19 protein-coding genes are annotated in these 23,162 nt (G+C 42.2%); 12 read left to right on the top strand and 7 right to left on the bottom strand.

The window, feature by feature from the left end:
• Positions 1-223 precede the first annotated feature (223 nt).
• The gene (locus NST58_RS20860) at positions 224-3,394 is read left to right on the top strand and encodes a GNAT family N-acetyltransferase (protein ID WP_339244094.1); all 3,171 of its coding nucleotides are present in this window, start codon (positions 224-226) and stop codon (positions 3,392-3,394) included.
• Positions 3,381-4,256, top strand: coding sequence for an amidohydrolase family protein (locus tag NST58_RS20855; protein WP_076304544.1), 876 nt, complete (start codon positions 3,381-3,383; stop codon positions 4,254-4,256). Before NST58_RS20860 ends, NST58_RS20855 begins: the two co-directional genes overlap by 14 nt.
• A 137-nt stretch (positions 4,257-4,393) precedes the next feature.
• Here NST58_RS20855 and NST58_RS20850 read toward each other — a convergent pair whose 3' ends face one another.
• Positions 4,394-4,783 carry a hypothetical protein gene (locus tag NST58_RS20850; RefSeq protein WP_076304545.1) on the bottom strand — a complete coding sequence of 130 codons (390 nt, stop codon included), beginning with the start codon at positions 4,781-4,783 and terminating at the stop codon, positions 4,394-4,396.
• Between the two features lie 273 nt (positions 4,784-5,056).
• Here NST58_RS20850 and NST58_RS20845 point away from each other — a divergent pair, with 273 nt between their 5' ends.
• Both NST58_RS20845 and NST58_RS20840 read left to right on the top strand, forming a co-directional pair.
• Complete coding sequence (locus tag NST58_RS20845) at positions 5,057-5,446, top strand: BlaI/MecI/CopY family transcriptional regulator (protein WP_036688814.1); 390 nt, start codon at positions 5,057-5,059, stop codon at positions 5,444-5,446.
• Entirely contained in the window at positions 5,446-7,272 is a 1,827-nt protein-coding gene (locus NST58_RS20840) for a M56 family metallopeptidase (protein ID WP_339244092.1), read from the top strand. The genes NST58_RS20845 and NST58_RS20840 overlap by 1 nt, the downstream gene beginning before the upstream one ends.
• Positions 7,273-7,940: 668 nt before the next feature.
• Here NST58_RS20840 and NST58_RS20835 read toward each other — a convergent pair.
• Complete coding sequence (locus tag NST58_RS20835) at positions 7,941-8,567, bottom strand: glycoside hydrolase domain-containing protein (RefSeq protein WP_076127258.1); 627 nt, start codon at positions 8,565-8,567, stop codon at positions 7,941-7,943.
• Between the two features lie 255 nt (positions 8,568-8,822).
• On the opposite strand from NST58_RS20835, the gene NST58_RS20830 reads away from it, so the two are divergent.
• Positions 8,823-9,941: a copper amine oxidase N-terminal domain-containing protein gene (locus NST58_RS20830; protein WP_175617282.1), complete on the top strand. Its 1,119-nt coding sequence runs from the start codon at positions 8,823-8,825 to the stop codon at positions 9,939-9,941.
• Positions 9,942-10,018: 77 nt separating this feature from the next.
• Here NST58_RS20830 and NST58_RS20825 read toward each other — a convergent pair whose 3' ends face one another.
• A complete protein-coding gene (locus NST58_RS20825; RefSeq protein ID WP_076127257.1) occupies positions 10,019-10,573 on the bottom strand; it encodes an XRE family transcriptional regulator in 555 nt (184 codons plus the stop codon).
• 114 nt (positions 10,574-10,687) lie between these two features.
• On the opposite strand from NST58_RS20825, the gene NST58_RS20820 reads away from it, so the two are divergent.
• The gene (locus NST58_RS20820; RefSeq protein ID WP_339244090.1) at positions 10,688-11,269 is read left to right on the top strand and encodes a LysE family transporter; all 582 of its coding nucleotides are present in this window, start codon (positions 10,688-10,690) and stop codon (positions 11,267-11,269) included.
• A 17-nt stretch (positions 11,270-11,286) separates the two neighbouring features.
• Here the strand turns inward: NST58_RS20820 and NST58_RS20815 are convergent, their stop codons facing one another.
• Positions 11,287-12,276: a ketoacyl-ACP synthase III gene (locus NST58_RS20815; RefSeq protein ID WP_076127253.1), complete on the bottom strand. Its 990-nt coding sequence runs from the start codon at positions 12,274-12,276 to the stop codon at positions 11,287-11,289.
• 249 nt (positions 12,277-12,525) lie between these two features.
• Here NST58_RS20815 and NST58_RS20810 point away from each other — a divergent pair, with 249 nt between their 5' ends.
• Entirely contained in the window at positions 12,526-13,377 is an 852-nt protein-coding gene (locus NST58_RS20810) for a CAP domain-containing protein (RefSeq protein ID WP_248548574.1), read from the top strand.
• Positions 13,378-13,801: 424 nt separating this feature from the next.
• Here NST58_RS20810 and NST58_RS20805 read toward each other — a convergent pair whose 3' ends face one another.
• From NST58_RS20805 to NST58_RS20795, 3 genes are all read right to left on the bottom strand, one after another.
• Complete coding sequence (locus tag NST58_RS20805; protein ID WP_076190710.1) at positions 13,802-14,908, bottom strand: endospore germination permease; 1,107 nt, start codon at positions 14,906-14,908, stop codon at positions 13,802-13,804.
• A gap of 268 nt (positions 14,909-15,176) precedes the next feature.
• Positions 15,177-16,346, bottom strand: coding sequence for a Ger(x)C family spore germination protein (locus tag NST58_RS20800; RefSeq protein WP_339244088.1), 1,170 nt, complete (start codon positions 16,344-16,346; stop codon positions 15,177-15,179).
• 5 nt (positions 16,347-16,351) lie between these two features.
• Positions 16,352-17,932: a spore germination protein gene (locus tag NST58_RS20795; RefSeq protein WP_339244086.1), complete on the bottom strand. Its 1,581-nt coding sequence runs from the start codon at positions 17,930-17,932 to the stop codon at positions 16,352-16,354.
• Between the two features lie 336 nt (positions 17,933-18,268).
• Between NST58_RS20795 and NST58_RS20790 the strand changes: the two genes are divergently transcribed.
• The 5 genes from NST58_RS20790 (at position 18,269) to NST58_RS20770 (ending at position 23,139) form a co-directional block, all read left to right on the top strand.
• A complete protein-coding gene (locus NST58_RS20790; RefSeq protein ID WP_339244084.1) occupies positions 18,269-19,483 on the top strand; it encodes an MFS transporter in 1,215 nt (404 codons plus the stop codon).
• A 129-nt stretch (positions 19,484-19,612) separates the two neighbouring features.
• On the top strand, positions 19,613-20,338 hold the full coding sequence (locus tag NST58_RS20785) for a LytTR family DNA-binding domain-containing protein (protein ID WP_076190714.1): 726 nt from the start codon (positions 19,613-19,615) through the stop codon (positions 20,336-20,338).
• Positions 20,339-21,661 carry a GHKL domain-containing protein gene (locus NST58_RS20780; RefSeq protein ID WP_339244081.1) on the top strand — a complete coding sequence of 441 codons (1,323 nt, stop codon included), beginning with the start codon at positions 20,339-20,341 and terminating at the stop codon, positions 21,659-21,661.
• A 110-nt stretch (positions 21,662-21,771) separates the two neighbouring features.
• On the top strand, positions 21,772-22,380 hold the full coding sequence (locus tag NST58_RS20775) for a CPBP family intramembrane glutamic endopeptidase (RefSeq protein ID WP_076190720.1): 609 nt from the start codon (positions 21,772-21,774) through the stop codon (positions 22,378-22,380).
• A 201-nt stretch (positions 22,381-22,581) separates the two neighbouring features.
• The gene (locus NST58_RS20770; protein WP_076127240.1) at positions 22,582-23,139 is read left to right on the top strand and encodes a cysteine hydrolase family protein; all 558 of its coding nucleotides are present in this window, start codon (positions 22,582-22,584) and stop codon (positions 23,137-23,139) included.
• The last annotated feature ends 23 nt before the right edge of the window (positions 23,140-23,162 follow it).

Genomic DNA, 23,162 nt, shown 5'->3' with positions numbered 1-23,162 from the left:
CAGGCTGTCGAGGGTGACTCGACAGCTTTTTTTGTAGCTTTCTGCTGGCAGTGAGTTTATGTAGAAAATAAGGAGAAAGAGTTTTTTACCTCGTATTGAGCTTCCAGTTAATAGTATAATAAGAACTCGTAGGAGTTATTTCAATATGTTGTAGAGAGGTTATCCACAATAACTTTATACGAATACATACTCATATTTTTTTGAGGAATAAGGAGATGAAAGCATGACTGTAAATACTACAGCGGAACAAATCCGCATTATCGAATACGATTCTTCTTATGCTGGGGCAGTCGCAGAAATGTGGAACCGCAGCAACGAAAGCTGGGGCGGAGGCACCAATCAAAGAACTGAGGACAGTGTGCGCCGTGAGATGGAGATCTCGTCCAATCTTAATGCCTTTCTTGCCGTTGATGGCAAAGAGGTAGTCGGCTTCTGCAGCTTCGCCCACTACCGTCAAGATGAAGGGGCTTTGTATGTCCCGCTATTGAATGTACGCCCCGATTATCACGGATACAAGGTTGGCCGCAATCTGATTCTGAACGCTGTTCGCCAAACAATAGAAGCGGGCTGGCCACGTCTTGATCTGTTCACCTGGGCAGGTAATACGAAAGCCGTACCGATGTATAAGAAATGCGGATTTTTTTGGGAGAAAAATGAAGATTACGTCCATCTGATGAATTTCATTCCAACAGTACTGCAAACGGAAGCACTTGCTCCTTATTTTGAAGAACTGGATTGGTATGCAGACAGTACCCGTGAACTTCCCATCCAGCCAGATGGCCGCCAGGAGCGTGGCTTTGACTTCTTTGATTACACTTGGCAAAAGGGAAAACTCTCCTTGCGGGCGGAATTCGAGAAGACTGGCCGCGGTCTGACCGCTCTTGATACACCAGACTATGAAATCTCTACGGAAATTGATGATCATGATCTTGTGTTTGGTTCGACCTACAAGATTCGCTATCGCATCAAGAATCGTTCGACGTCTGAGCTGGCCATTGAGATCGAAGGCCAGAACGATAAAAATATCCGGTTTGCTCTATCTGCTGCGCGAACATTAGCACCAGGTGAAACGGTTATCGTGGAAGGTGATTTTGAGCTTGATTCGGTTCGGGAAGAGCAAAATGATAAGAAGACACACCCTGTTGTTTTTAGCAAGTGGATCATCGGTGGCAAGCGTGCTGAATTCCGCATTGGCGTTGCTCCTAAATTCCCACTCAAAATGAAGATAGCGCTGCCACACCGGGAATTGTATCTTGGTCTTCCTTCGGAACTGTACCTTAATGTGGAGAATAATTTTGCTGCAGAAGCAGAATTTTCTTTTGATTTGCCCGAAGACGAATTCCTGATGTGGGCGGATCGTACAGTAAGCTTTACTGTTCCAGCTAAGAGTAAGGCTTCTATTCAAGTACCCTTTACCCTAAATTCATACGGTCTTTATTCACAGGCTATTGAGGTAACAGCCGTTCCGGTTGGAGAGAAGGCAGTCACCTTTATCAGCAAGCTATCCGTTCTAATGAAGGGAACGCATGGCCGCTTTGGTGGGGAAAACGGGGATCAGTGGGTGGCGGTGAATGGCGCCTACTCTATTCATCTTAATAATACCGACAATGGAATGTGGATTGAATATCCCGGCTCGAGCCATAATTTCTGGTTGACCCATCCGAAGTTAGGCAAGCCATTCGCAGAAGAATTCTCTAAGAAACAGGCCAAAGAAGTAAAGATCTATTCTGAAGGGGAGAGTCAGGTTCTCGAAGCTCTTTACGAGTCGGAAGAATTTCCGGGTCTTGAGATAAAAAGAGTGGCTAAGCTATTTGCCAACGGAATCGCTGAGTTTTATAGCGAGGTCTGCAATACCAATAGTGATATCCTGGAAGAAGACATGTATCTGTTGACGAATTTCGGCTTTTTCGGTAAACAGCTCATCTTACCATATCAGGGCCAATACGTGGACATGGGCGACGCTTACTCAGGCGATCCAAGTCTTTGGGACAGTGCACAAATTACGGAGAACTGGTTGTTCTGCAAGGAAGAGAACGTCACATGCGGAATCTGCTGGGATCCTTCGCTAAAATTGCTTCGCCCGGAATACCCGCTTGGGCTGGAGCATAATCTTGGCCGAATCTCCGCTGGAGATGTCGTACGGACAAAAACTATGGTGTTTGCTCTTAACACCTTCCTTAAGTGGTCGGAATTCCGCGCCTTTGCCCTAAAACAGCAGAATTCGGTCATACCGGTGTTGGATGACCATCTTGAGCTAACGCTCGGCGGTGGAAATCCTTTTGCGGCAGGGGCACTTCATGCCGAGCTAATCGAACGAAAGATGACACCGCTTGATGGAAGCCTTGAATTGTATGTACAGGCTGATGGAGAAGAGGAGCGAAGTGTCGCTGAGATGGAGTTGCAAAGAGGACAAAATTTGCACTCCGCTGGTTTTGAACTCTCTACTGAGGATACAGAATCACCAGAACACAACGAATCTGGCCGTAAGGTCCGGGTCGTCTATCGTGGTGAGGATCGCATTCAAGAGCGAACAGGCCTCTGGTTTCCACAAACGGAAACAAGCGTTGTTTGTGGGATAGAAGAAGGACCTGCGGGTCCCATTTACACAGTGAGCAACGGAGTTCTATCTATTGCAGCTGCTCCTGATTTCGGCAGCGTTGTGCATTCCTTGAAGCACCAAGGAGAAGAGTGGCTGGACAGCACCTTTCCCAAAGCTGAACCACGTTCCTGGTGGAATCCTTGGCATGGTGGACTCGGTGTGGGGATTTCTGGCATAGGCGGATTTAGCCGGTTGCAGGAGCCAAGAAGCGCAGCTTGGACGGAGCAGATGGATGATCACGGCAACGTCTGGAAGGGATTGAGACTGACCACTTCGATGGAGAAGCAGGAAGCAAACCGGGGGATCACGATCAATCAGCATTACCTTATGCTGCCCGGAGTCCCTGTGCTCTGTGTGTTGATTTCAGTAACCAATGAAAGTGGAATGACGCTACCGCATTATTCGCTATCCGAGGATAGTTACTTTAAGCCTTCACCAATCTATTCGGAAGGCTGGATGGAGCTCCCAGAGGAAGGCAACTTCCCTATCGGGAAGGTCGAAGCCCATCTGGAATCCAAGGGGCTTATCCGAATCGGTGCAAGTTCACGTAAAGACATGCTGCATGTGGTGCATAGTTATCCTAATCAGAGAGCTATGTCTTACGTGAACAATAAGGTATTCACATATGGTGTGAATCACCATCTACTACTTCTGAACGGAGAAACCGCTTGGACACAGCCGACCTTCATGATCATGGGAGAGCTCGCTCTGGATCCAGAGACAGTTCGTAATCTTATGAAGGTGACCTTTGCTAGTGCTTCTGACAAAAAGGAGACTATAAATGCCAATCATTGATATTCACATTCATCTGTCGGACATCGATAGCTTTCATCAGACAGCACTGGACCTCTCCAAAGTTGATTACACAGCTGCTGGGCTCAAAGCGGAGTTTGACAAGAACGACGTTGTTCTCGGCATTGGTATGGGGGTCACGGAGCAGACGAAGGGAGCCTTCCCTGACTCTGCCTCTCCCAATCCGATGGGACTCGACTTGGAAGCCAGTGTGCCGCCATTCTTAATGGAATGCGTGGGCATTAATCCGAATATGCTCGGAGGAAAGGATGCTTTGGATGAGCTGGACCGAATTGAGGCACGGCTGCAAGCTCCTGAGGTAGCTGGTATTAAGCTCTATGCCGGGTACTATCATCATTACGTTTATGACAAAATCTACTCGCCGATCTATGAGCTGGCCGCCAAGTACGGCACACCTGTGGTTATTCATACCGGTGATACGTATTCGATGAATGGATTGCTTAAGTATGCGCATCCGCTTACCGTGGACGAACTGGCGTTCCAACGGCGCGACGTGAACTTTATGATCTGCCATCTAGGCGATCCATGGGTGATGGATGCTGCCGAAGTGGTCGCCAAGAATCCGAACGTCTATGCCGATTTGTCCGGTCTCGTTGTTGGTGACCGGCCTCATTTTGAGCGGTTCATGAATGAAACCCTGTTTATGGATCATTTTCGCCGGGCGTTGGTGTACTCTGATCACTATGAAAAAATGTTGTTCGGTACCGATTGGCCACTCGCGCCTATTGACCTGTATGCGGAGTTCGTCCGCCGGCTTGTGCCTGAGCAGCACCACGAGAAAGTATTTTATGAGAATGCCTTTGCATTATTCCCACGCATCCAGCAGAGAATTGCAGCGCTCTGAGCGGAGCGGGACAGTATATCTGAAGCGCAGGAAAATAATATAATTACGAACAAGCCATCCTTAGTTAGTACTAAAGGATGGCTTGTTTTTACATTTGTATGATAACCATGCCTATTTTTAGATTGAGTTTCCAAATTTTAATCTTCCTTTTTTTTACTTAACAGATCAGCTAGCTCAACCGAATTCTTATTTCTTAAATCCAGCATCTTTTCGCTATTGCTAGCTTTAATCAGGAAACCATCTTTCGTTTTAAAATCCATATAAAGGCTGAATCCGACCACCTTTGAATTAGCGTAGGTAACGGTCATTCGATAAGTCGGTTCACCCACATCAACAGACCCGCGTACTTTTTTTACAGTTCTTATAGCATCTTCGAAGATTTGAAGGCTTTCACGGTCAGTATAAGTAATTTCTGTTGTTTCGGATGCAAGATTGACACTTACGATCTTTTGCGTGGGTCTGACTAATACAAATAATAAAATTAGTAAAATTATCAGTGAAAATGATAGAATACTAAATTTTTTCATAACCTGCCTCCTTACTTAAGAATAATGCAGACCAATCACTTAGTTTCCAAAATAGTTATAAATTTCAGCTGAGTGTGCGTTGGTTATCATTGTTGGAATCTTATAAAAATTCCTAGGGTTCTATTTATTATTTGCTACTGGACTTGTGAAACCTTTATTAAAATAATAAACGTCTAAGAATGTATACATATTTTAGAAATAATGTGCTTGCTTTTTAATTACACGTTTGTATAATGAATGTATTACACAAATGTATAACAAGGAGAAATATGGATGAATAACAAAATCAAACGCTTGCCAGATGCTGAACTGGAAATTATGCTGGTGATTTGGCGAGCCGAGAGTTGGGTTAGCTCCTCTTATATTTTGAATCAACTGGGGGATAAACGTAAGTGGGCGCTTGCAACTTTGATGACAGTGCTGTCACGGCTGGTTGAAAAGGGCTTTCTATCTTGCGAAAAAGAAGGGCGGAGCAACCGTTATCTCGCTGCAATTTCTGAGACAGATTATAAAGAGAGCGAAGGGAAGTCTACCCTTGAAAAGCTTTTTGGCAACTCTGTGCAGGATATGGTGATGTCCTTATACAACGGGAAGGCGATTGATAAAAGCGATCTTGCTGAGTTGCGGGAAATGCTCGATAGAGTAGATAAGGAGGAATCCTGATGATAACAGGTCTTTTTACAGATTTTCTGGTTATTTCTGTGACCCTTAGTTTAGTTATTATCGGCTTAATCACATTAACTCCCTTGTTAAGAAAACATTATTCGGCTAAGTTGAGCTATTGGATATGGTTGATCCTAACCCTGCGGTTATTGTTGCCATTCAACTTTTCGTTTACCAATCCTCCTGTGGCGATTCACCTACCCGAAGGTCAGGCCATAGCAACTGTCTTTCAAAGCTCAGTGTCCCAGAATTTGCAGGCGGATACGCCAGTAATCTCTCAGCCGGTCCAGACAGGGGATGTAAGCCATATCCCTTCTATAATTAATATTTTTGCTTACATCTGGGTTACTGGAGCTGTGCTTTTTTTAGGGTATCATTTGCTGAGTTATTTCTTTTTCAGAAAACAGGTATTACGTTGGAGCAGCCCTCTTCAGAGAGAGGATATGTTCGCCAAGCTCAAACAAGTCGCTAAAGAAATGCATGTAACACCCGCGATTCCGGTTCTGATAAGCAGTAAAGTTCCGAATCCGATGCTAATGGGTTTTTACAAGCCAACACTATTCTTGCCGCATGATCAATATAGTGACGAAGAGCTGGAGTTTATCTTAAAACATGAGCTGGTCCATTACAAAAGGCATGACATCATATATAAGCTACTGCTACTGATTGTGCAGGCACTGCATTGGTTTAATCCATTGGTCTGGTTCATGGCACGCGAAGCTGTCCGCGAAATTGAAATTTATTGTGATGACACCGTTGTACGTAAGCAAAATGCGGCATATCGAAAGAAATACTGCGAAGCCATTTTATCGGTTATGCAAAGTAATGCTACACGGCATGTAGCTTTATCAACGAATTTTGCAGGAGGAAAACACTCGATGAAGCAGCGATTTGGCAGTATTTTAAATATGAAAGAAAAACGAAATGGAGTAGGCGCATTTCTTGCGGTCTTAATGGTGGTTAGTGTAACAGCAGTGCTAGCAGCCTGTACCAACCTAACCGGCCAATCTACAGATACCGCGCTCAAACCAGGTACTATCTATTCCTACAGCTCTAGTGGCGAACAAGTGGTTGTGCATGACGCTGGGAATGCGTATTCCATGGACGAGGATGGTAATGTCTCTGTCTCCTATCGGAAAGGGGAGATCCAAGCGCAAACGCCTTTAAAACTTGATACGACTGGAACAGAAATGGGGATGGGGAGAGCGGATACCGGATTTTATATCTCCGAGGACAAAACTGCAATTGTATATGGATTTGCGGATGGTAAAGAATCCCCTCTACATGTATTAATCAGTGATGACATGGGGAAATCGTGGAATAACTACAACATTGCAGGTGCAAAGGGTTATGACGCCAAATTCATCGGGTTTACTGACAAACAAAATGGATGGATCGTCTCCGGAGGTTCTGCAGGCGTGGGACGCTCATTAAATTATGTATACCAGACCTCTGACGGCGGGAAGACATGGACGGAGCTTGGAAATCCTAACGATTTATACGCGGAAAGTTTAGCCGGGGCAGGGTTTTCTAACAAGGATATCGGATTCTTAGGGTTCAGATATTATGAAGATAATGGGCCTGTTATTTATTGGACCAAAGATAAGGGACAGTCATGGGAAAAACTCGTGGTATCCCTTCCGGAATCCTTTAATGAATATCAAAAAACGCCGCTTTCACCTATTTTTAATGGAAAAGAAGGATTGTATCCTATTCTGCTCAGCAAAGAGGGCAACACTGTAGGTACCATCTATCTGTCGAGTAAGGACAACGGCCTGAAGTGGACGTATGATCCAGCATATGATCAAATAGGCGATTCTAAATAGGAGCAAGTGGAGCAGGGGGTGATCTACAAAGATCTCGCCCCTTTTTTATATGGAGAGCGGACGAATTTAATATGTAGCGGCTTTTAATTGTATTTTGTACAGCTATTTTCGCTCGAAAAACTCGCTCATGAAGATAGTTGTATTTTGTACAGCTATTTTTTAGTTTTTTGCCGCTAAAGCTGATAACTGTGATTTTTAATTGTATAGAATACAGTTAAAGTGAGAAGTTAGCCTTTTACAGACGAAATAAGTGTATAAAGTGCAGTTATCTCATAGGTTGCATAAAGTTACAGCGATAAAATATACGGGGAGAGGATAGCGGAAGCAAGCTGCTGTCAGTGAAGAAAGCAAGCTGCTATCAGTGAGGAAAGCGAGTTGCTGTCAGTGTGGAATGGATGCTCGATCGTAATTCGGCTGGACATTGGAAAATTCTATGGATTTTTCTCCGAGGGTTGCCCAAAGAAGACATTAAAGTCGGATAGCTACGATTTATGAATATCTGCTTAAACAAACCGCTACAAACCAAAAACACCAGGCAGAGCTTCTCCATTAATCGGATAATCCATGCCTGGTTGTCTTTTTACTATTTTTATAATAACGAGACTTTATTTGAATCTATCATAATCTGCTTTCGTACGACGCCTCGTCACCGATAAAAGTGGAATAAATTACTTTTTCCAGCCTCCACCGCTATGTGAGGAGGACTCTACATAGTCTACGTTGATTTTGCCAGTGCTTGTTCCTACCTCAGTGTTGAAATTATATTGTCGCAGGTTCCAATCCTCGAAGGTTCCCTGCCAGTCATTATCTACGATGAAGGTGTAACGTGTTGTGGCGGAATTAGTGCCTCGAATATGAGAGCAGACTGCTCGTGATCCGTAGATACCCATTTTATAGCCTTTGGAATTTTTAGTACTGCTGTCTAGCACTGATTTTATGCCTTGAAAATAAGGTACTATATTGTTTGTGATTTCGGTAGAGGTCATATCGCGGTCTATCGCAAAATAAATCGGAGTGCTGCTGGTTTGTCCCAAATCACTTGCTAATCCTACAGCCGTTTCAGCATCTTTAATCCCATTGGCTTTCGTAAAATGATCGAGCGATTTGCTGATTTGATAAAGGGATATGATATATAATCCCCCATCTGAAATCCGTGTAATCTCAGCTGAGGTGAGACCATCTTGGTATCCTTCCACGCGATTTAAATATCGGCAAACGAATGTGAATTTATTATTTTTAAGTGTAGTTAATCTTGCTGCTGTTACATTTGTAGCTGTATCACAACCTAAAGCCATTGTAATTGCCTTCTTTCAATTTTTTTTGTTTAAGGTTTGGCGCCAACCTCCCTATCAATATATGAGAAAATTTTCACAGATTCTTGGGGGAACAACGAAATGGGAGAAAAAGAGGCAGATGAGAGGATGAATAGAAGGAGAGACTTTGATCTTATAATTTACTATTATTGTTAACTTCTAGGAACCTTTGGAATTAAACTGCGTCTATACCCTATGAAGAATTTATGATTTTCTAACATGGAGGTTGATCAAGATATGGATAAAAGATGGTTGCTAGCTCCAATACTTGTTGCATCATTGCTTGCTGCTCCAGTTGCGAATGCGGCATTGCCCGCTTACTTCACTTTCATTATGGATGGAGGCGGGAAAGGTACGAGCGCTGCACTAGTAAAGGATGGGATTACTTATGTTTCAGCCAGTCACTGGGAAGCGGCAGGACTTAAGGTTGTATGGGATAAATCGCATCAAAGAGCGGAGTTTACTGGATGGGGAAAAAAGATAGCCGTTCGTATTGGAAGTAAACAGGGGGTCCTTGATGGTAAATTGGTAAGTGTAGAAGGTGTTCCTTTTGAAATTAATGGTCAACTCTATGTACCTGCCCGTTTTCTTGTAAATTCATTAGGAGGAACAACGGTCAGCTGGGATGCGACGAAGAGGATATATACAGCAACTGGGCTATTGAACTATGCTAGTGCCAGCGCACAATTTGCTGGATCTACTTATACAGTGGATAAAAAAACAGGGGGTTTATATCTAACAGATTCCGCAGGACAAACTCGCTTGCTAACGAACCTTGGTTCGCAGTTATTCGATGCTGTTCAATTCGATTTTCAGAAGACGCCGAAAGGTCTAATCTATCTAACCGTAACAGATGTTTACGGAGAACCACATATCAATAATAAATGGTATACGATGATTATTAAGGATGGAATGGTCATTCGCCACGCAAGTGTAGGATATCATCTTCGTTATGGTGACAATGTGAAAATAGCTGGCGATCAGCTCCTGCTTACCGATGGGAAAATATTACGATTAATTGAAGATGGAACAGGGAACGTAACGGAGACGATTAATCTGAACACCCTAGGTGGTAATTCGGATAATTATTTAGTGGAGGGAATGGACGAGGATTTTCTGCTGATTCGGTCCAATCAGCAAGGTTTCCTCATGATGATAGATCGTAAAACAGGTGCCAAAACATTGTTGTACAAGGCACTTCTTGACGTAGAGCAGCAAAAATATGCCGAAACAAACGACCTTCCTTTTTTTGGAGACAATCTGAAATTCCTGAAAAGAGAAGGGGATGCCCTGCTTTTTAATAATGAATATGCAAAAGACGGTAAGGTTTATAAGTTAATGCTGGACGGTTCATAATGGGGAGGCTGAGCGTTATCTCCGCAGGTTATCATAGTAAGATTTGATCCCAAGGTTTAAGAACCTTGGTTTTTTTGCTAACTAGAATAATATAAGATCATGCTTAAACGGGTCAATGATTGTCCTGGATTATAATATACATGGGGTTTGTCTGCGTTAAACGTGATAGAATCACCAGATTTTAATAGATATTCATTATCATTGACACGCAAAGACAATTCACCATCAAATACAGTGATTAATTCTTCAGTTCCTTCCATATGTGGATTGGCATCAAGGTATCCACCTTTGTCTATCTCAACTGTATAACCCTCAAATCGTTTGCTTTCATCAAATGGGAAAGATGGGTACACCCGATATTTTCCGTTGTCTTCAAGCAGTGGTTGAATTTCATTTCTTAATACGACTCTTGTGTCAGGCTTTGGGTAATCTATCAGCGCAGAAAATGAAGTTTTTAATCCATTGGCGATCTTCCAAATGGTTGTAATGGTAGGTGCCGATTCGCCTCTTTCGATTTGACCAATCATTGTTTTGCTTACTCCTGTTAATTCTGCCACCTTTTCCAGGCTTAAATCTTTACTTCTTCTAATCTTTTTTATATTCTCCGCAATGATTTGATTTATCTCTTCCACGGTAATTCTCCTATTCCTATTTACTTTATAACGACCAGGATATACAATAAAACGCACATAAGGACGTTATAGCGTCTGATGAATACATTATAACATACAACGAGGTGTAATTCAGTGATTGTTTCTTTGTTTTTATATGCATTTGTTGCTAGCTTTACTCCGGGACCTAATAACATTATGGCAATGACTTTTGCAAACCAGTTTGGTTTACGAAAAACAATGAGATTTTGTTTAGGAGTGGGCACAGGTTTTTTCGTGATCATATTGTTATGTTGCTATTTTAATATACTTCTGATTAATTATATCCCTAAGATTGAATCTATTATGGCTGTGATAGGCGGAGTCTACATGTTTTATTTAGCATTTAAAATTATTACAAGTAAACATCAAGAAAGTGATGGAAGTGGCGATAAACACAACAGTTTTATTGCGGGTATGCTTTTACAATTTATTAATCCTAAAGGGATATTATATGGAATCACAGTTACATCTACATTTATTCTTACCTCTCATTCTTCCTATTTTAACTTATTGAGTTACTCTATAGTCTTAGCTTTCATCGGTTTTATGGGCACTTTTAGTTGGTGTTTATGTGGTTCTCTTTTCAAAAAAATGATATCTAAATATAGAAGTCAATTTAATATACTGATGGGATTGTTGTTAGTGTATTGTGGAGTTTCGATAGTGATAGGATGAATGAATGGAGCCCCATGTCAATAACGCCATAACATTGAACCGGCTTGATAACCTGACCCCAATGTCCAAAATAATAAGTTGTCGCCACGTTTGATCAAACCATGTTCAATAGCACAATATAAGGCCAGAAAGGGACTGCTTGTGCCTGTATAGCCATATTCGTCGGCTACATAAATAATTTTATGTTGATCCAGGTTCAGCTTAGCTTGAAGTAATTTAATATTAGCCAATGTAAATTGTGAAAAACAAAAAACTTGTATATCCTCGAATGTTAGGTGATGTTTGTTCAATAATTCAACAATAGATGCTTCCGCAAATCGTACACTGTCTATTCCGCTGAATCTCCCCCAGTGTAAGTAGCGGTGTTCAGCCCCATCACGCAAAGACTTAGCCAATCCTTGAGCGGGGTACACAATTTCTTCTGTAAAACGGCTGTCCGAAAGATACCTTACGTCAATTAATCCACTCTCTGAATGATCTTTTTCTAAAATGAGGGCTACGGCGGCATCGCCAAAAATTGAATATGTTATTGGATGTGAAGGATCAGCCCATAAATTTAAAAAATCCGAACCGATAACCAACGCTCTATCTCTATCAGGATCATCGTATAAAGTACGAGCAGCCTGTTCAACCGCAATAAACATTCCTATACAATTACCATTCAAGTCATAGCAAAGCGTATCATCTTTACCTTTGATAGCTTTGTGAATAAGCAATGAATTCGTAGGTGATAAATATTCCGGAGTTGAGCTAGAAAAAAGAATCAGGTCTATATCTGCAGATTTCAATGATGCAGCATCAATTGCCTGTTGAGCGGCATTAATCGCCATCGTCAACGAGTTCTCCTTCGTTCCTTCAATAACATGGCGGTTTTTTCTGCCTGTCTTTTTAAGAATCCGCTTAATATCTATACCTTGCTTTTGAAAATGGTCAATAAAATATTGGTTGTTAATCACTCTTTCAGGACAATAAATGGAGACTTGTTTTATCGAGATACCTTCTAACATAGCATGATCACTCCTTGTAATAATTTTGCAATCACATTACATTAAGTAATCTAAAAGTATCTATTTACCTAACAACGCCTGCTTATTTCTATAAGCTTGTTTGTCCAAATCTTATTTGATGTTATACTTTATGATCTTAACAAAGCATAACATTAATTAGTAAAAAATTCTATAAATTACTATAAATGTAACTATATCGACGCATCTAAAATATCCACTAAGATTAAGTCCACAGCAACCATGTTGCGAGTGGACTTTTTTGCTTTTTATATTTTTGAATTAGGGATGAATAAATCAGGGGTACTTTACAAAAACTTTATTCGATTAAGTCACTACTTTGCCAAATCAGGAGGGGTTCTTATTAAACCATTTATCGTAATAGTAGCGCTATTACTCGTTACTGCTTGTTCGGGTAATAACTCGGCCAACAACCAAATGACAACTCAACAAACGAAGGTTGACAATCATGCTCGTAAAACTGCCTCAAGTTCAACTTTAACGCAAGCATCTTCCATTTCCACGGAGAATGCAGGGAATTCAACAATTAAGACTAAACAAGTTCCTGGCGATGTAACGAAATGGCTGGATGGGTTCATCCGTACCAATCCACCTACAGGAAGCACAACAGATCAAACAACGTATCCGCAGCAATCGGCCAAACCACAATATTCTGCAAATCCGCAACATTCTGCTGTCCCACAGAAGTCTGCAAATCCACAACCATCCACCAATACATCCCAATCGGTACAGCAAGTATTGGATCTGGTGAATAAAGAAAGAACGAATGCAGGCTTGAAGCCTCTTAGCTTAAATAGCGAACTTTCGAAAATGGCTTTGGCTAAAGCGCAGGATATGTATGACAATAACTATTTTGACCATCAGTCTCCTACGTATGGATCTCCGTTTGATATGATGAAAGCATTCGGGATCTCATACAATTCAGCAGGGGAAAATATCGCCAAAGGTCAGTCGAGCGCAGAAGAAGTAATGAACCAATGGATGAACAGTCCTGGTCATCGTGCCAACATCCTGAATAGCAGCTTCACAGAAATTGGAATAGGTTACTATAACAGCGAGTGGGTTCAAGAATTTATTGGTTAGAGCGAGTAACGTAATAAACTTAACAGGGGTGTCCTAATAAGCTAAAGGTGGCTGTTGGGCATCCCTACTTTGCTTCGTTTGATCCAATAACACTTGCACATACCAAGCCCATCGGACACAGCTGACCTTAAACGCGTCATTGGTCCATATTTTGCATCCTAGCGGACTGTATAGCAGCTATTCCCACAAAAAACACTCAATATGAGTCTTTTTATATGAGATAGCGTCAGTGGAGTCCGAAACTCTGCTCCAAAGGCCAAAAAATTGGGAATAACGTCCTCTGGGTCCGGAAATCTCAGAATCTTCAATCGCGATGGCAAGCAATTATGTAGAGCAATACTTTTGCTGGCGGGCTGGATTCAAGAAAAGAAGAAGCTGAAGTCTGCGAAATGAGATAGGGGATATTGAATCCGTTTAGAACGGGTTATTTTTTGTGTTGATTTATATGATAACGAATAAAAGTGACCAATAGAATCAGAAGAAACGGCAGGATGTAAGCTAGGTTAGTGAGCAAGGGCCATGTAGTATTCACGATTTTCTCAAGCTCAGACTCCTGTGTGTAAGTCGTTACAGATAACAGCAGGCAGACAAAAGCAAGTGGGAAAACAATTAAACGTTCATCATTCAATCTCAGAAGCTCCTTTAGTACTTTAATAAGAATAAGCAGCAGGATAGAAGCCTTGAAATAGAAGCCGATAATGAGTGAAAAACCAATCACGGATTCGATTCTTTCAATGGTTTCCTGAAAATAAATGAGTCTCGCCAACTGATATAATGAATATTTCAAGCTGCCGGACAGTGGTCCCAATACCATAATACTGCTAATGACAGAAGCAATTAACGTCAGGGCATTGATGATGAGTGCAAGATACATCTGTTTTCCCAGTTTAGAATTGTCTTCTTTACGCACGAACGGTAAAATCATCGAAAAAACGATAAGCTCGGAATAGGGAAAGCCATAGACTACATATGCAGCACTTAGGATAGGCCTAAATCCATCAGGCATGATGGGCAGTAGGTACTCGGGATGATACAACCCTGCTACGAGTATCCAGACTAAGATGATAAATCCGAACATTAGTGACATTAGGACGGCTGCCATGCGGGCAATCACTTCAATTCCAGCTAGAGCTGTCATCGCAATCGTAATAAAAAACATGGTATTTACTGCGTAAGTGGGCGTTTCTTTTAACATCGTACTTTTGAAAAAGGTTCCGATCTCAATTACAATTCCTGCGACATTCCAAAACAGTACACAAGTGAAAGGAATCAGGAGGACGAGGGTCAGTCCGTTTCCAAGTACGGAGCGGCTTTGTTCCACAAGCGAAAGATCTGGCGCTCGTCGGTTCAAATATAGAATACCGGAAAGCAGAGCCATTCCTATGGCAGAGGCGATTAAGAGGGATATCCAGGCTCCGTTGCCGGCAAAGTTAGTTAGTGACGCAGGGACGATAACGATTGAGGAACCGGTCATAAAGAAGAGAAACAGCATGGACATTTGGATCGAACTAACACGTTCTTGCTTATTCATACGTTCCTCCTCATTCTTTAAGCTTATGAAATGGCAGGGTTGATCCAATGGACGATGTGCTCAGCTGGAGCCGTGAATAAATTGAAGATGGAATCTAAATTGGGCCATGGCTTAGCTGCAATAAAGATAAATCCGAGATAAAGTACGGGTAGTAATAATACTCCATAAACTACTCGATCGCGGATGGAGGCTTGCTTAAACCTTGGGATGTCATGGGCTAGCATAGCGGAAGCTAATAAGAGGACGCAGATTATTTTCCCCACCATAGCTACTTCTCCTTTGTTCCAAATATTGTGCCTGAGTTCATTCCAGTGCTTAACACTTTGACATCAACGTTGATATCGAACTGAGTCTGGGCGAATGTATCCTTCCATTGAGGCTCTAGTTGTTTCCACAGCTGCGGATTTTTCCGGTAAATCTGATTGCCAATTCCGAGTGCGTCGATCTTTTTTGTTTTCAAAAACTTGGTTGCGTGCTCAACCTGTTGTTCAACCTGAGTTATGATACGCTGCTCAAAAAGCTTCATGTCCTTATTGTTTTTTAAATGTGAGCAACGTAATTCTCCGATCATCCCTTCAATAGCAATGCTTACACCGACGGACACAGAACCGTTTTTTACGATTGGAGTAAGCGTACTGTTGAAGGTAAGCACTTCAAGCGTTTCTTTTTTTCGCAGCGGTACTTCGGTCTCATCCGGGCAAGGAAATTCTAGTACTCCATAGATATATCTATCCGTCAGCATCATGAATGCTTCTGTATCCTTCTCCTTTAGAATGTCAATCATTTTACCGTCATGAATTACAGCCAGCCCAGATATCAAGGGTTTATGATCCAAACTGGTCTTATGCAGGTAAGGGATGATGGAAGTATTGGAGGGGCTACACATTTGTATAGCCAGCTCATAGAGAGGAATCTTGGAAGTTTTTGCGGCATATAGAGCACCGCTCGTCTCCATTCTCTTATACTGTTGACCAATGGTCTGCTCGATAAACGGGTTGATATCTAAAAATGGTGCCGCAGATTGCTCAGCGATGAGAGGAAGAACGGTACCACGCGGTTCTTGATCCCTGGAGAAGAAATCAAGTACCTCCCGGATGTTCGAGGTTCTGGCTAGTTGCTCCCCGATTAATATGACACGCATATGATCCCACTTGGCTTTTCGACCAAATTTTGCCGGGATCTCCCTTATTGCTTCAAAAAAGGTTTCTCCACTCGTAACAATATTAATTCCCTTGGACGCTGGATCCCCTGCTTGTCCCATTTCTATTTTGGTGGAAGGATTATAGAAATGTGTCGTGATCACAATCCGATTGTCTTCGCTTTGGTCAATGGCGACCGCCTGCACATACCCATACTCGTCCAATTCTTTATTATCCCAGCATCCGCTAGTTAGAGTGAGTACAAGAAGGGAAATTAGTATGGTAGTAAGCCGCTTCACTATATCTACTTCCTTCCTGAAGTCTTTTTATATAGGTGGCGATTCCGTGGTGAATGAAGCAGCAGTCTTCTCGGAAGTAGAAAAATAGAATCACGTACTCTTTTAAGATCTAGCGGAGCTAACGAGTCTAAATACGGTTCTCCTAAAGAGCGCAAGGTAGCCAGATGGAGATAAATTAGAATAAAACCGACCATGATGCCAAGTCCTCCGAATGTTGCCGCGAGAATCATTAAGGGAAACCGTAAAATCCGCAGCGCAATTGCCATATTGTATTGAGGTAGCGCAAATGAGGCAATGCCCGTCAAAGCGACGACAATGACCATGACCGGAGAGGCAATCTGCGATTGAATAGCAGCTTGTCCAATGACCAAAGCCCCAACGATACTGACGGCCGATCCAATCGGTCTGGGTAAGCGTATGCCCGCCTCTCTCAATAGCTCAAAGAAAAACTCCATGATCAAAGCTTCAACCATAGCCGGAAAGGGGATTCCTTCGCGTGTGTTTAGAATGGCAAGCAGCAGAACTGTGGGAATTAGTTCGGAATGGAAGTTGGATAAGGCAATATAGGTACTGGGTAACAGCAGGGCGATGATGAAGGCAGCGACCCTAATCATTCTTATCAATGATGAAAAAATGGTCCGGTAGTAATAATCTTCGCTATTCGTAAAAAACTCCATGAAATTCCCGGGACAGATCAGAATGGAAGGACTTCCGTTAACCATAGCAATAATCTTTCCGTCTAGCAGAGCTGTTATAGCTGTATCCGGTCGTTCTGTATAGCGGACTTGTGGAAATGGTGAGTAGAGCGAATCACCGATCCACTCTTCGAGATAGGAAACGTCAAGAATTTCTTCCTGATCAATACTTGCTATCCGTTGTTTGAATTGATTTAATGTTTCTGGTTTGACTACTCCATCCAGATAACCATAGGACAACGTTCTTTGAACCTGCTTACCAGAGGTAAAGAACTCGAACTTAAGATTAGTAGATTTCAGCATACTACGAATAACACCTACATTACGCTCCAAGCTTTCTATAAAGCTGACGTGGGGACCTTGAACAGTAGGCTCTGAAATGGGCTCAGAGGTTTGGCGCTGTTCTACATCGAAGGCATAATAGGCAACGGCTTTTTGCCAACCTGTAAAGAAAAGGACAACTTTCCCATCAAGAATCCCCTTAATGGCTTGACCGATATTGTCCATTAATTCAAGCAGCGGTGATGAAACACCATTTTTTTCAAAATAGGAGATGACATCTTCAACGGTTACGTCCAAGGTGGGACCCAGCTCATGCGGAACTAAATTCTGCAAGACATCTTTAAAATAATTTGTAGGGTCAGACTTAGTAAGTGTATTGAAATAGACGGATGAGGCTTCATACTTAAGATCCGGGCCATAATGCCATGGAATAACCTTTAAGTCCGAACAATTGGCAAAACATTTATTAATAATCTGTAAGTTGTCTTCGAGAGACGCAGAGATAGCATGGGAAAAAAGATCCTTCATTGAAAGCTCATTTTCGGCTTCCAATTGAGGGTGCACCTTAGGATTAGACGGAGGTGTCTTGGCGTTAAAAAATTTCCGCATGCAATTCTCCTTAAATAAATGAGATGTTAAGTGATTTTTATCTTCTCCCTTATTTAGGAATTTATTCGGAAGATAGAGATAGATCAAATTTTTCGTAAAAAGAACAATTGGAACTGGCTCAGGGAAGAGATGCGATGTTATAATGAACATAATTTTTTCCAGGAGGTGCTCCTTGTGACCCATTCCATTCGTTTATGGTAATCAGTGGTGCAAGACAAGTGGACTCATTCATTTTTTTGAGATATGGAAATGAGTTTATTTGTGATGTGCCTGTTTCAGTGTGCCTATGCTCATGGAATGAGTTTATTTAAGTTTTTAACCAAAGGAGATGACCTTATGCAAATACAATGGAAAAAAGCCTTCGCCCTTATTTTTAGCGGACAGATTTTCTCGATTCTCACGAGTTCGATGGTTCAATTCGCGGTGATCTGGCACTTGACGGAATCGACAGGGTCAGCGGCAGTTTTGATGATTGCTGGGTTGGCAGCGTTTTTGCCGCAAGCGGTCTTGGGTCCTTTTGTAGGGGTCTGGCTGGACCGTTGGAATCGTAAAATAACGATGATTATTGCTGATAGCGCAATTGCGCTCTTCAGTCTGATATTAGGTATTTATTTCATGTGGGGGGAACCGGGACTTGGCTTTGTGTATGTCATTCTGAGCTTGCGTTCGGCGGCATCAGCCTTTCATGCTCCGGCTTTTCAGGCGGCTGTACCATTGATTGCACCTGAAGAAGAATTGACAAGAGTCGCGGGCTGGCAGCAGATGGTGTTCTCTTTCTCGAATGTAATTGGTCCTGCACTTGGGATAGCGGTTTACTCGGCAACTTCGCTCGGGGCAGTATTACTACTCGATGTGGCCGGGGCTTTGATTGCGAATCTGATGCTGTTCATGGTGAAGATCCATCAGCCTAAAGTGCAGTCTTCAGCTGCGCCGTCTTTCGTTCAAGAATTCCGTTTGGGTTGGAACGCACTCATTCAAGCGAAACCCATTGTGTTGATTACGGGGGCTACTGCGGTGTTTAGTATCGCATTTATGCCGTTAGCGACACTGTTTCCTTATATGACATTGTCTCATTTTGGCCGTGGAGGATACAGTGCCAGCCTGGTGGAAGCGGTGTTCAGCATCGGGATGATTTTAGGTGGTCTGCTATTGTCGATGTTCTCATCTAAATGGAGCGACATTAGCTATATGAGCGTAGGTCTGCTAGTCATCGGTCTTACCTGTGTGATCAGTGGTTTGATTGGTCCGAATGCATTTGTGATCTTTGCCATTCTCTCGTTCTTGATGGGCAGTGCGGCACCCTTCTTCAACGGTCCCTTCATGGCGATGATCCAACGTTCTTTTGAACCCGAGATGCTTGGGCGTGTCATTTCACTCGTGACCAGCATTATGATGTTGTCTTCGCCAATTGGGCTGCTGTTGGCAGGACCTGTGGTGGATCGATACGGTGTGCAGCTATGGTTCCTCGGTTCAGGAATTGTGGTGATGCTGACCGCTCTGTTTATTTTCATCCAGTTTCGGCGGCTGGCGTCCGCTCTTCCGATGAATTGACTAGGGTAGAAACTTCCCTGTAAAAAAGAGTTTATAGGCCGGTCCGAGAGGATCGGCTTTTTGGCGGTTCTTCATATTTTTTCAAATTATAATATGATAGAATTACGTTCACTTGGAGGGATACATAATATGAATCTTCACATTGCAATCTGTGACGATCAGAGGCAAGATGCCTCGCGGTTGGAAGAATTACTCATGAAGCAGATAACTAGCCTGCAAGGGATGACTGCCTCTATTGAGATTTTTGAATCAGGCCAAACCCTGCTTCAGGCAATGACGACTACCGCATACGATATAGTTTATCTGGATATGGAGATGCCCGAGTATAACGGTATAGAAGTCGCAGAGAAGATACGGCTCAAAGATGCCAGGGTATTAATTATCTATGTCACCAGCCATACAAGTTATATGAGAAGAAGCTTTGCGGTTCATCCCTTTCGCTATTTACTGAAACCCATTGATGAACATGAACTGCAGACCGCCACAGTCAAAGCCATTCAGCAATGCATGCAAAGAAACAACGTGCTGTCATTCTCAATCCATCATATGAGCTATAATTTAAGGGTAGATGATATTATGTATATCACGGTAGAACGAGGCAAAAAATTGGTCCTTTGTACTGAACAAGGGACTTACTCGTATTATGGCAAACTGAGAGAGTTGGAAGGACAGCTGGGATCACATGATTTTTGTCGCGTACATACGGGATTCCTAGTAAATTGGCTGTATGTTCGTTCTTTAAGCAAAGAACTTATTCAGCTGAAGAACGGGGTGGAGCTTCCCGTCAGCCGCAGTAGAAGCTCTGATTCTTTACGGTCCTACCATGCCTTTATAGAAAAGAGGCTCTTAAGATAAATGTCTTTCATCCGGGAGATTAGTCCTTATTTTTTTGGTGTATTTATGCTCGTCCTTATATATGTCCCGCAAGGGGTCACATTTTATATTTTTCTCAAGAAATTCCTGATCCTGAGCAGGAGCAAACAGTCATTTATAGGTTGTCTTATTATCTTTTATATAATTAAATCGCTTACCGCTGCTAGCTTACCTCTAGTTGATTCGGTCATCCTTCACCTGCTTGTGTATAGTCTGATTACCATTATTTATTTCCGCGGCAGTGTGCTACAAAAGCTGTTCTTTAGCAGTTTCTATACAGTGTTTACGGTGGTTATTGAGATGCTGGTATGGTATGGGATTCAGCATATCCCACTCAATGCCGAGGGAATAGATACAGTTAATTTCTGGTGGTTATCTTTTGCTTTCCTATTTGTTGTTTTGCTAAGCATCATGTTATGTCTGCTATTGCTGCGGTTGTTCAAAGTGGACACCTCTATGTTACTGTCGAATCAGGATTGGGCTGTGCTGAATCTTGTTTCGGCGGGTTCTTTGCTTATTATTATTGTGAATCTGAGACATTCCAGTGATAAACCTTTTAATATTCCGTTTGATTTTGTATTCATCCTGCTTGGGATTCTTGTAGTTAATGTGGCTGTAATGTTTATATATCAAAAGTTAATGAAACGGATGCAAATAGAATTGCATAATCATGTGCTTCAGCAGCAAGTGAAGGATTACACGAGTAAACTGAAAGATAATCAGGAAGCACAGCGTTTGCGGCATGATCTGAACCATGTGTTGATCCTTATTCATTCTCTGCTGGATGAAGGAGCTGTACAAGAAGCCAAGCGATATATTGCGGAGCTTGCTTCGACACAGGAGGCAGGAGAAAAGTATATTTCTTCTGGAAATATAGCTATTGATGCCATCTATAATGAGAAGTTCGCCAAAGCCGAGCTACATCAAGTTACAATGCAATCTCATTTTCGCATCCCGCAGGACCTGTCACTTGCAGGCAAAGAGGTTGAAATTGCAATTATTTTAGGCAATGCATTAGATAATGCAATCGAAGGGGTTCAGAGATTACCAGAGTCAGAGCAGAATGTTATTGAGCTGGAAGTGATTTATAGCGACGGGTTATTGGTGATTTCTTTAAAGAATCAAGCATCTCTGCTTACAGAGGACGGGCAGGGCTCTTTTTTGTCCAGCAAGCGGAACTTTGGGCGTAGAGGGTTCGGAATCGAAAGCATTGAGTATGCGGTTCAACAGCTTCAAGGAAGCGTCAGTTTCAGATATGAGAATGGGCAGTTCATGATGTTGGCGGTATTACCACTGCCTGAGTAGCAATCCGCAACCAACTACTCCACCTAACCTGCAAGTTACGGTCTCTTTCCGCTGGTAAGCAGCGGTCCATGATATATTGAGGCTGTTCTTATTAAAGGGAGGGTATTCCGTTGACATTGTCATTGCTCATCAGTGCAGTCCTTCAGCTCATCTTATTCAGCATCATTCCTTATACATACTGGTTTTTTACAAGCAGAACAACTTCATCCTTTGCCATGTGGATTGGCTGGAAGAAACCCCAATTGCTTTCTAGGAAGCAGTTCATACTATGGTTTATACTTACCATGACTATATTCACCAGCCTGGGAATGCTTACAGCAATCTATATGCTGGATAAGAATACTTTGGCCAGCTCACAGTTTTATGGTACAGGTCTTAAAGGTTTGATTCCGGCATTGATTTATTCTTGGTTGCAGACTAGCTTGTCCGAAGAGATTCTGTTCCGCGGTTTCATTGGTAAACGGTTAAGTTCGAAATTCGGATTCGGAATTGGAAACTGTGCTCAAGCTTTATTATTTGGTGTCGTACATGCTGTGCTGTTATACAGCAGTTCCGGATTATTGAATTCTGCTGTTGTAATGATTCTTACAGGTTTTGTGGGTTGGAGCATCGGAATGTTGGATGAGAAATTATCCGGCGGTTCGATCATTCCAGGTTGGGTTCTGCACGGGCTGACTAATCTGATTTCCACCATTTTTATGATGTATCAATGGATGTAGCAATCAAAGTTTTTAGAGAGTACATTTTAAAAATATGGTAAACTAAAAAAGTCTTAAATTATAAGATTAAAGTTTATATACCATTTTTATTGGGAGGTAGATATTATGAAAAACAATGTCAGCTTGCAAAATGATATGGGGATAACGTTTAACTGATCAAGCGTGTTGACGTTTCCCCACCATTCGAAAGGGGAAAATCATTTGAATCAGGTATTATTAATCATCGATGCACAACAAGAATTAATGGATGGAAACGAAAAGGAAAGTGCAGTATTCAATAAAGAGCAGCTTATCCGGAATATTAATAAAGTGATTGAACAAGCAAAAGAAGCCGATGTCGAAGTTGTGTTCGTTAGGGATCTAGATGTCGCTGAAGGAACAGGTACAGGCTTTCAAGTTCACAATGAAATCAACAGGTCTGCAAATGCCAAAATCTTTGATAAGCTGGCAACGAATTCTTTTCACGGAACTGAGCTGCTACAATATCTGAAAGATCAGCAGATTGAGCATGTGGTGATTATGGGATGTAAAACTCAACACTGCATCGATACTGCGGTTCGGACGGCTACGGTTAGCGGCATGGATGTTACATTGGTCGGAGATGGTCATTCTACAACGGACAATGATGTTTTAAGTGCAGAACAAATCATCAAGCATCACAATAAAACATTACATGGGCACTACAATGTCGAACATTTTTCTATGGTCAGAAGTTCCGAAGAAGATTTGTTTCGCCCAACGCATGACTCTTATAGATAATAATTCAGTGGCGGCACTTAAAT

This window comes from Paenibacillus sp. FSL R10-2796, from assembly GCF_037965315.1.
Lineage (GTDB): Bacteria > Bacillota > Bacilli > Paenibacillales > Paenibacillaceae > Paenibacillus_AQ > Paenibacillus_AQ odorifer.
Note: the sequence above shows the minus strand (reverse complement) of the source record. Positions and strands in the feature narration are given on the sequence as shown.

Bases quoted from the DNA above. Each gene is read 5' to 3' on its own strand.
- NST58_RS20840 (WP_339244092.1), top strand. From the start codon at position 5,446: ATGATAACAGGTCTTTTTACAGATTTTCTGGTTATTTCTGTGACCCTT.
- NST58_RS20855 (WP_076304544.1), top strand. From the start codon at position 3,381: ATGCCAATCATTGATATTCACATTCATCTGTCGGACATCGATAGCTTT.
- NST58_RS20845 (WP_036688814.1), top strand. From the start codon at position 5,057: ATGAATAACAAAATCAAACGCTTGCCAGATGCTGAACTGGAAATTATG.
- NST58_RS20850 (WP_076304545.1), bottom strand. From the start codon at position 4,783: ATGAAAAAATTTAGTATTCTATCATTTTCACTGATAATTTTACTAATT.
- NST58_RS20780 (WP_339244081.1), top strand. From the start codon at position 20,339: ATGTCTTTCATCCGGGAGATTAGTCCTTATTTTTTTGGTGTATTTATG.
- NST58_RS20815 (WP_076127253.1), bottom strand. From the start codon at position 12,276: ATGTTAGAAGGTATCTCGATAAAACAAGTCTCCATTTATTGTCCTGAA.
- NST58_RS20795 (WP_339244086.1), bottom strand. From the start codon at position 17,932: ATGCGGAAATTTTTTAACGCCAAGACACCTCCGTCTAATCCTAAGGTG.
- NST58_RS20835 (WP_076127258.1), bottom strand. From the start codon at position 8,567: ATGGCTTTAGGTTGTGATACAGCTACAAATGTAACAGCAGCAAGATTA.
- NST58_RS20805 (WP_076190710.1), bottom strand. From the start codon at position 14,908: ATGAATAAGCAAGAACGTGTTAGTTCGATCCAAATGTCCATGCTGTTT.
- NST58_RS20785 (WP_076190714.1), top strand. From the start codon at position 19,613: ATGAATCTTCACATTGCAATCTGTGACGATCAGAGGCAAGATGCCTCG.
- NST58_RS20790 (WP_339244084.1), top strand. From the start codon at position 18,269: ATGCAAATACAATGGAAAAAAGCCTTCGCCCTTATTTTTAGCGGACAG.
- NST58_RS20860 (WP_339244094.1), top strand. From the start codon at position 224: ATGACTGTAAATACTACAGCGGAACAAATCCGCATTATCGAATACGAT.
- NST58_RS20830 (WP_175617282.1), top strand. From the start codon at position 8,823: ATGGATAAAAGATGGTTGCTAGCTCCAATACTTGTTGCATCATTGCTT.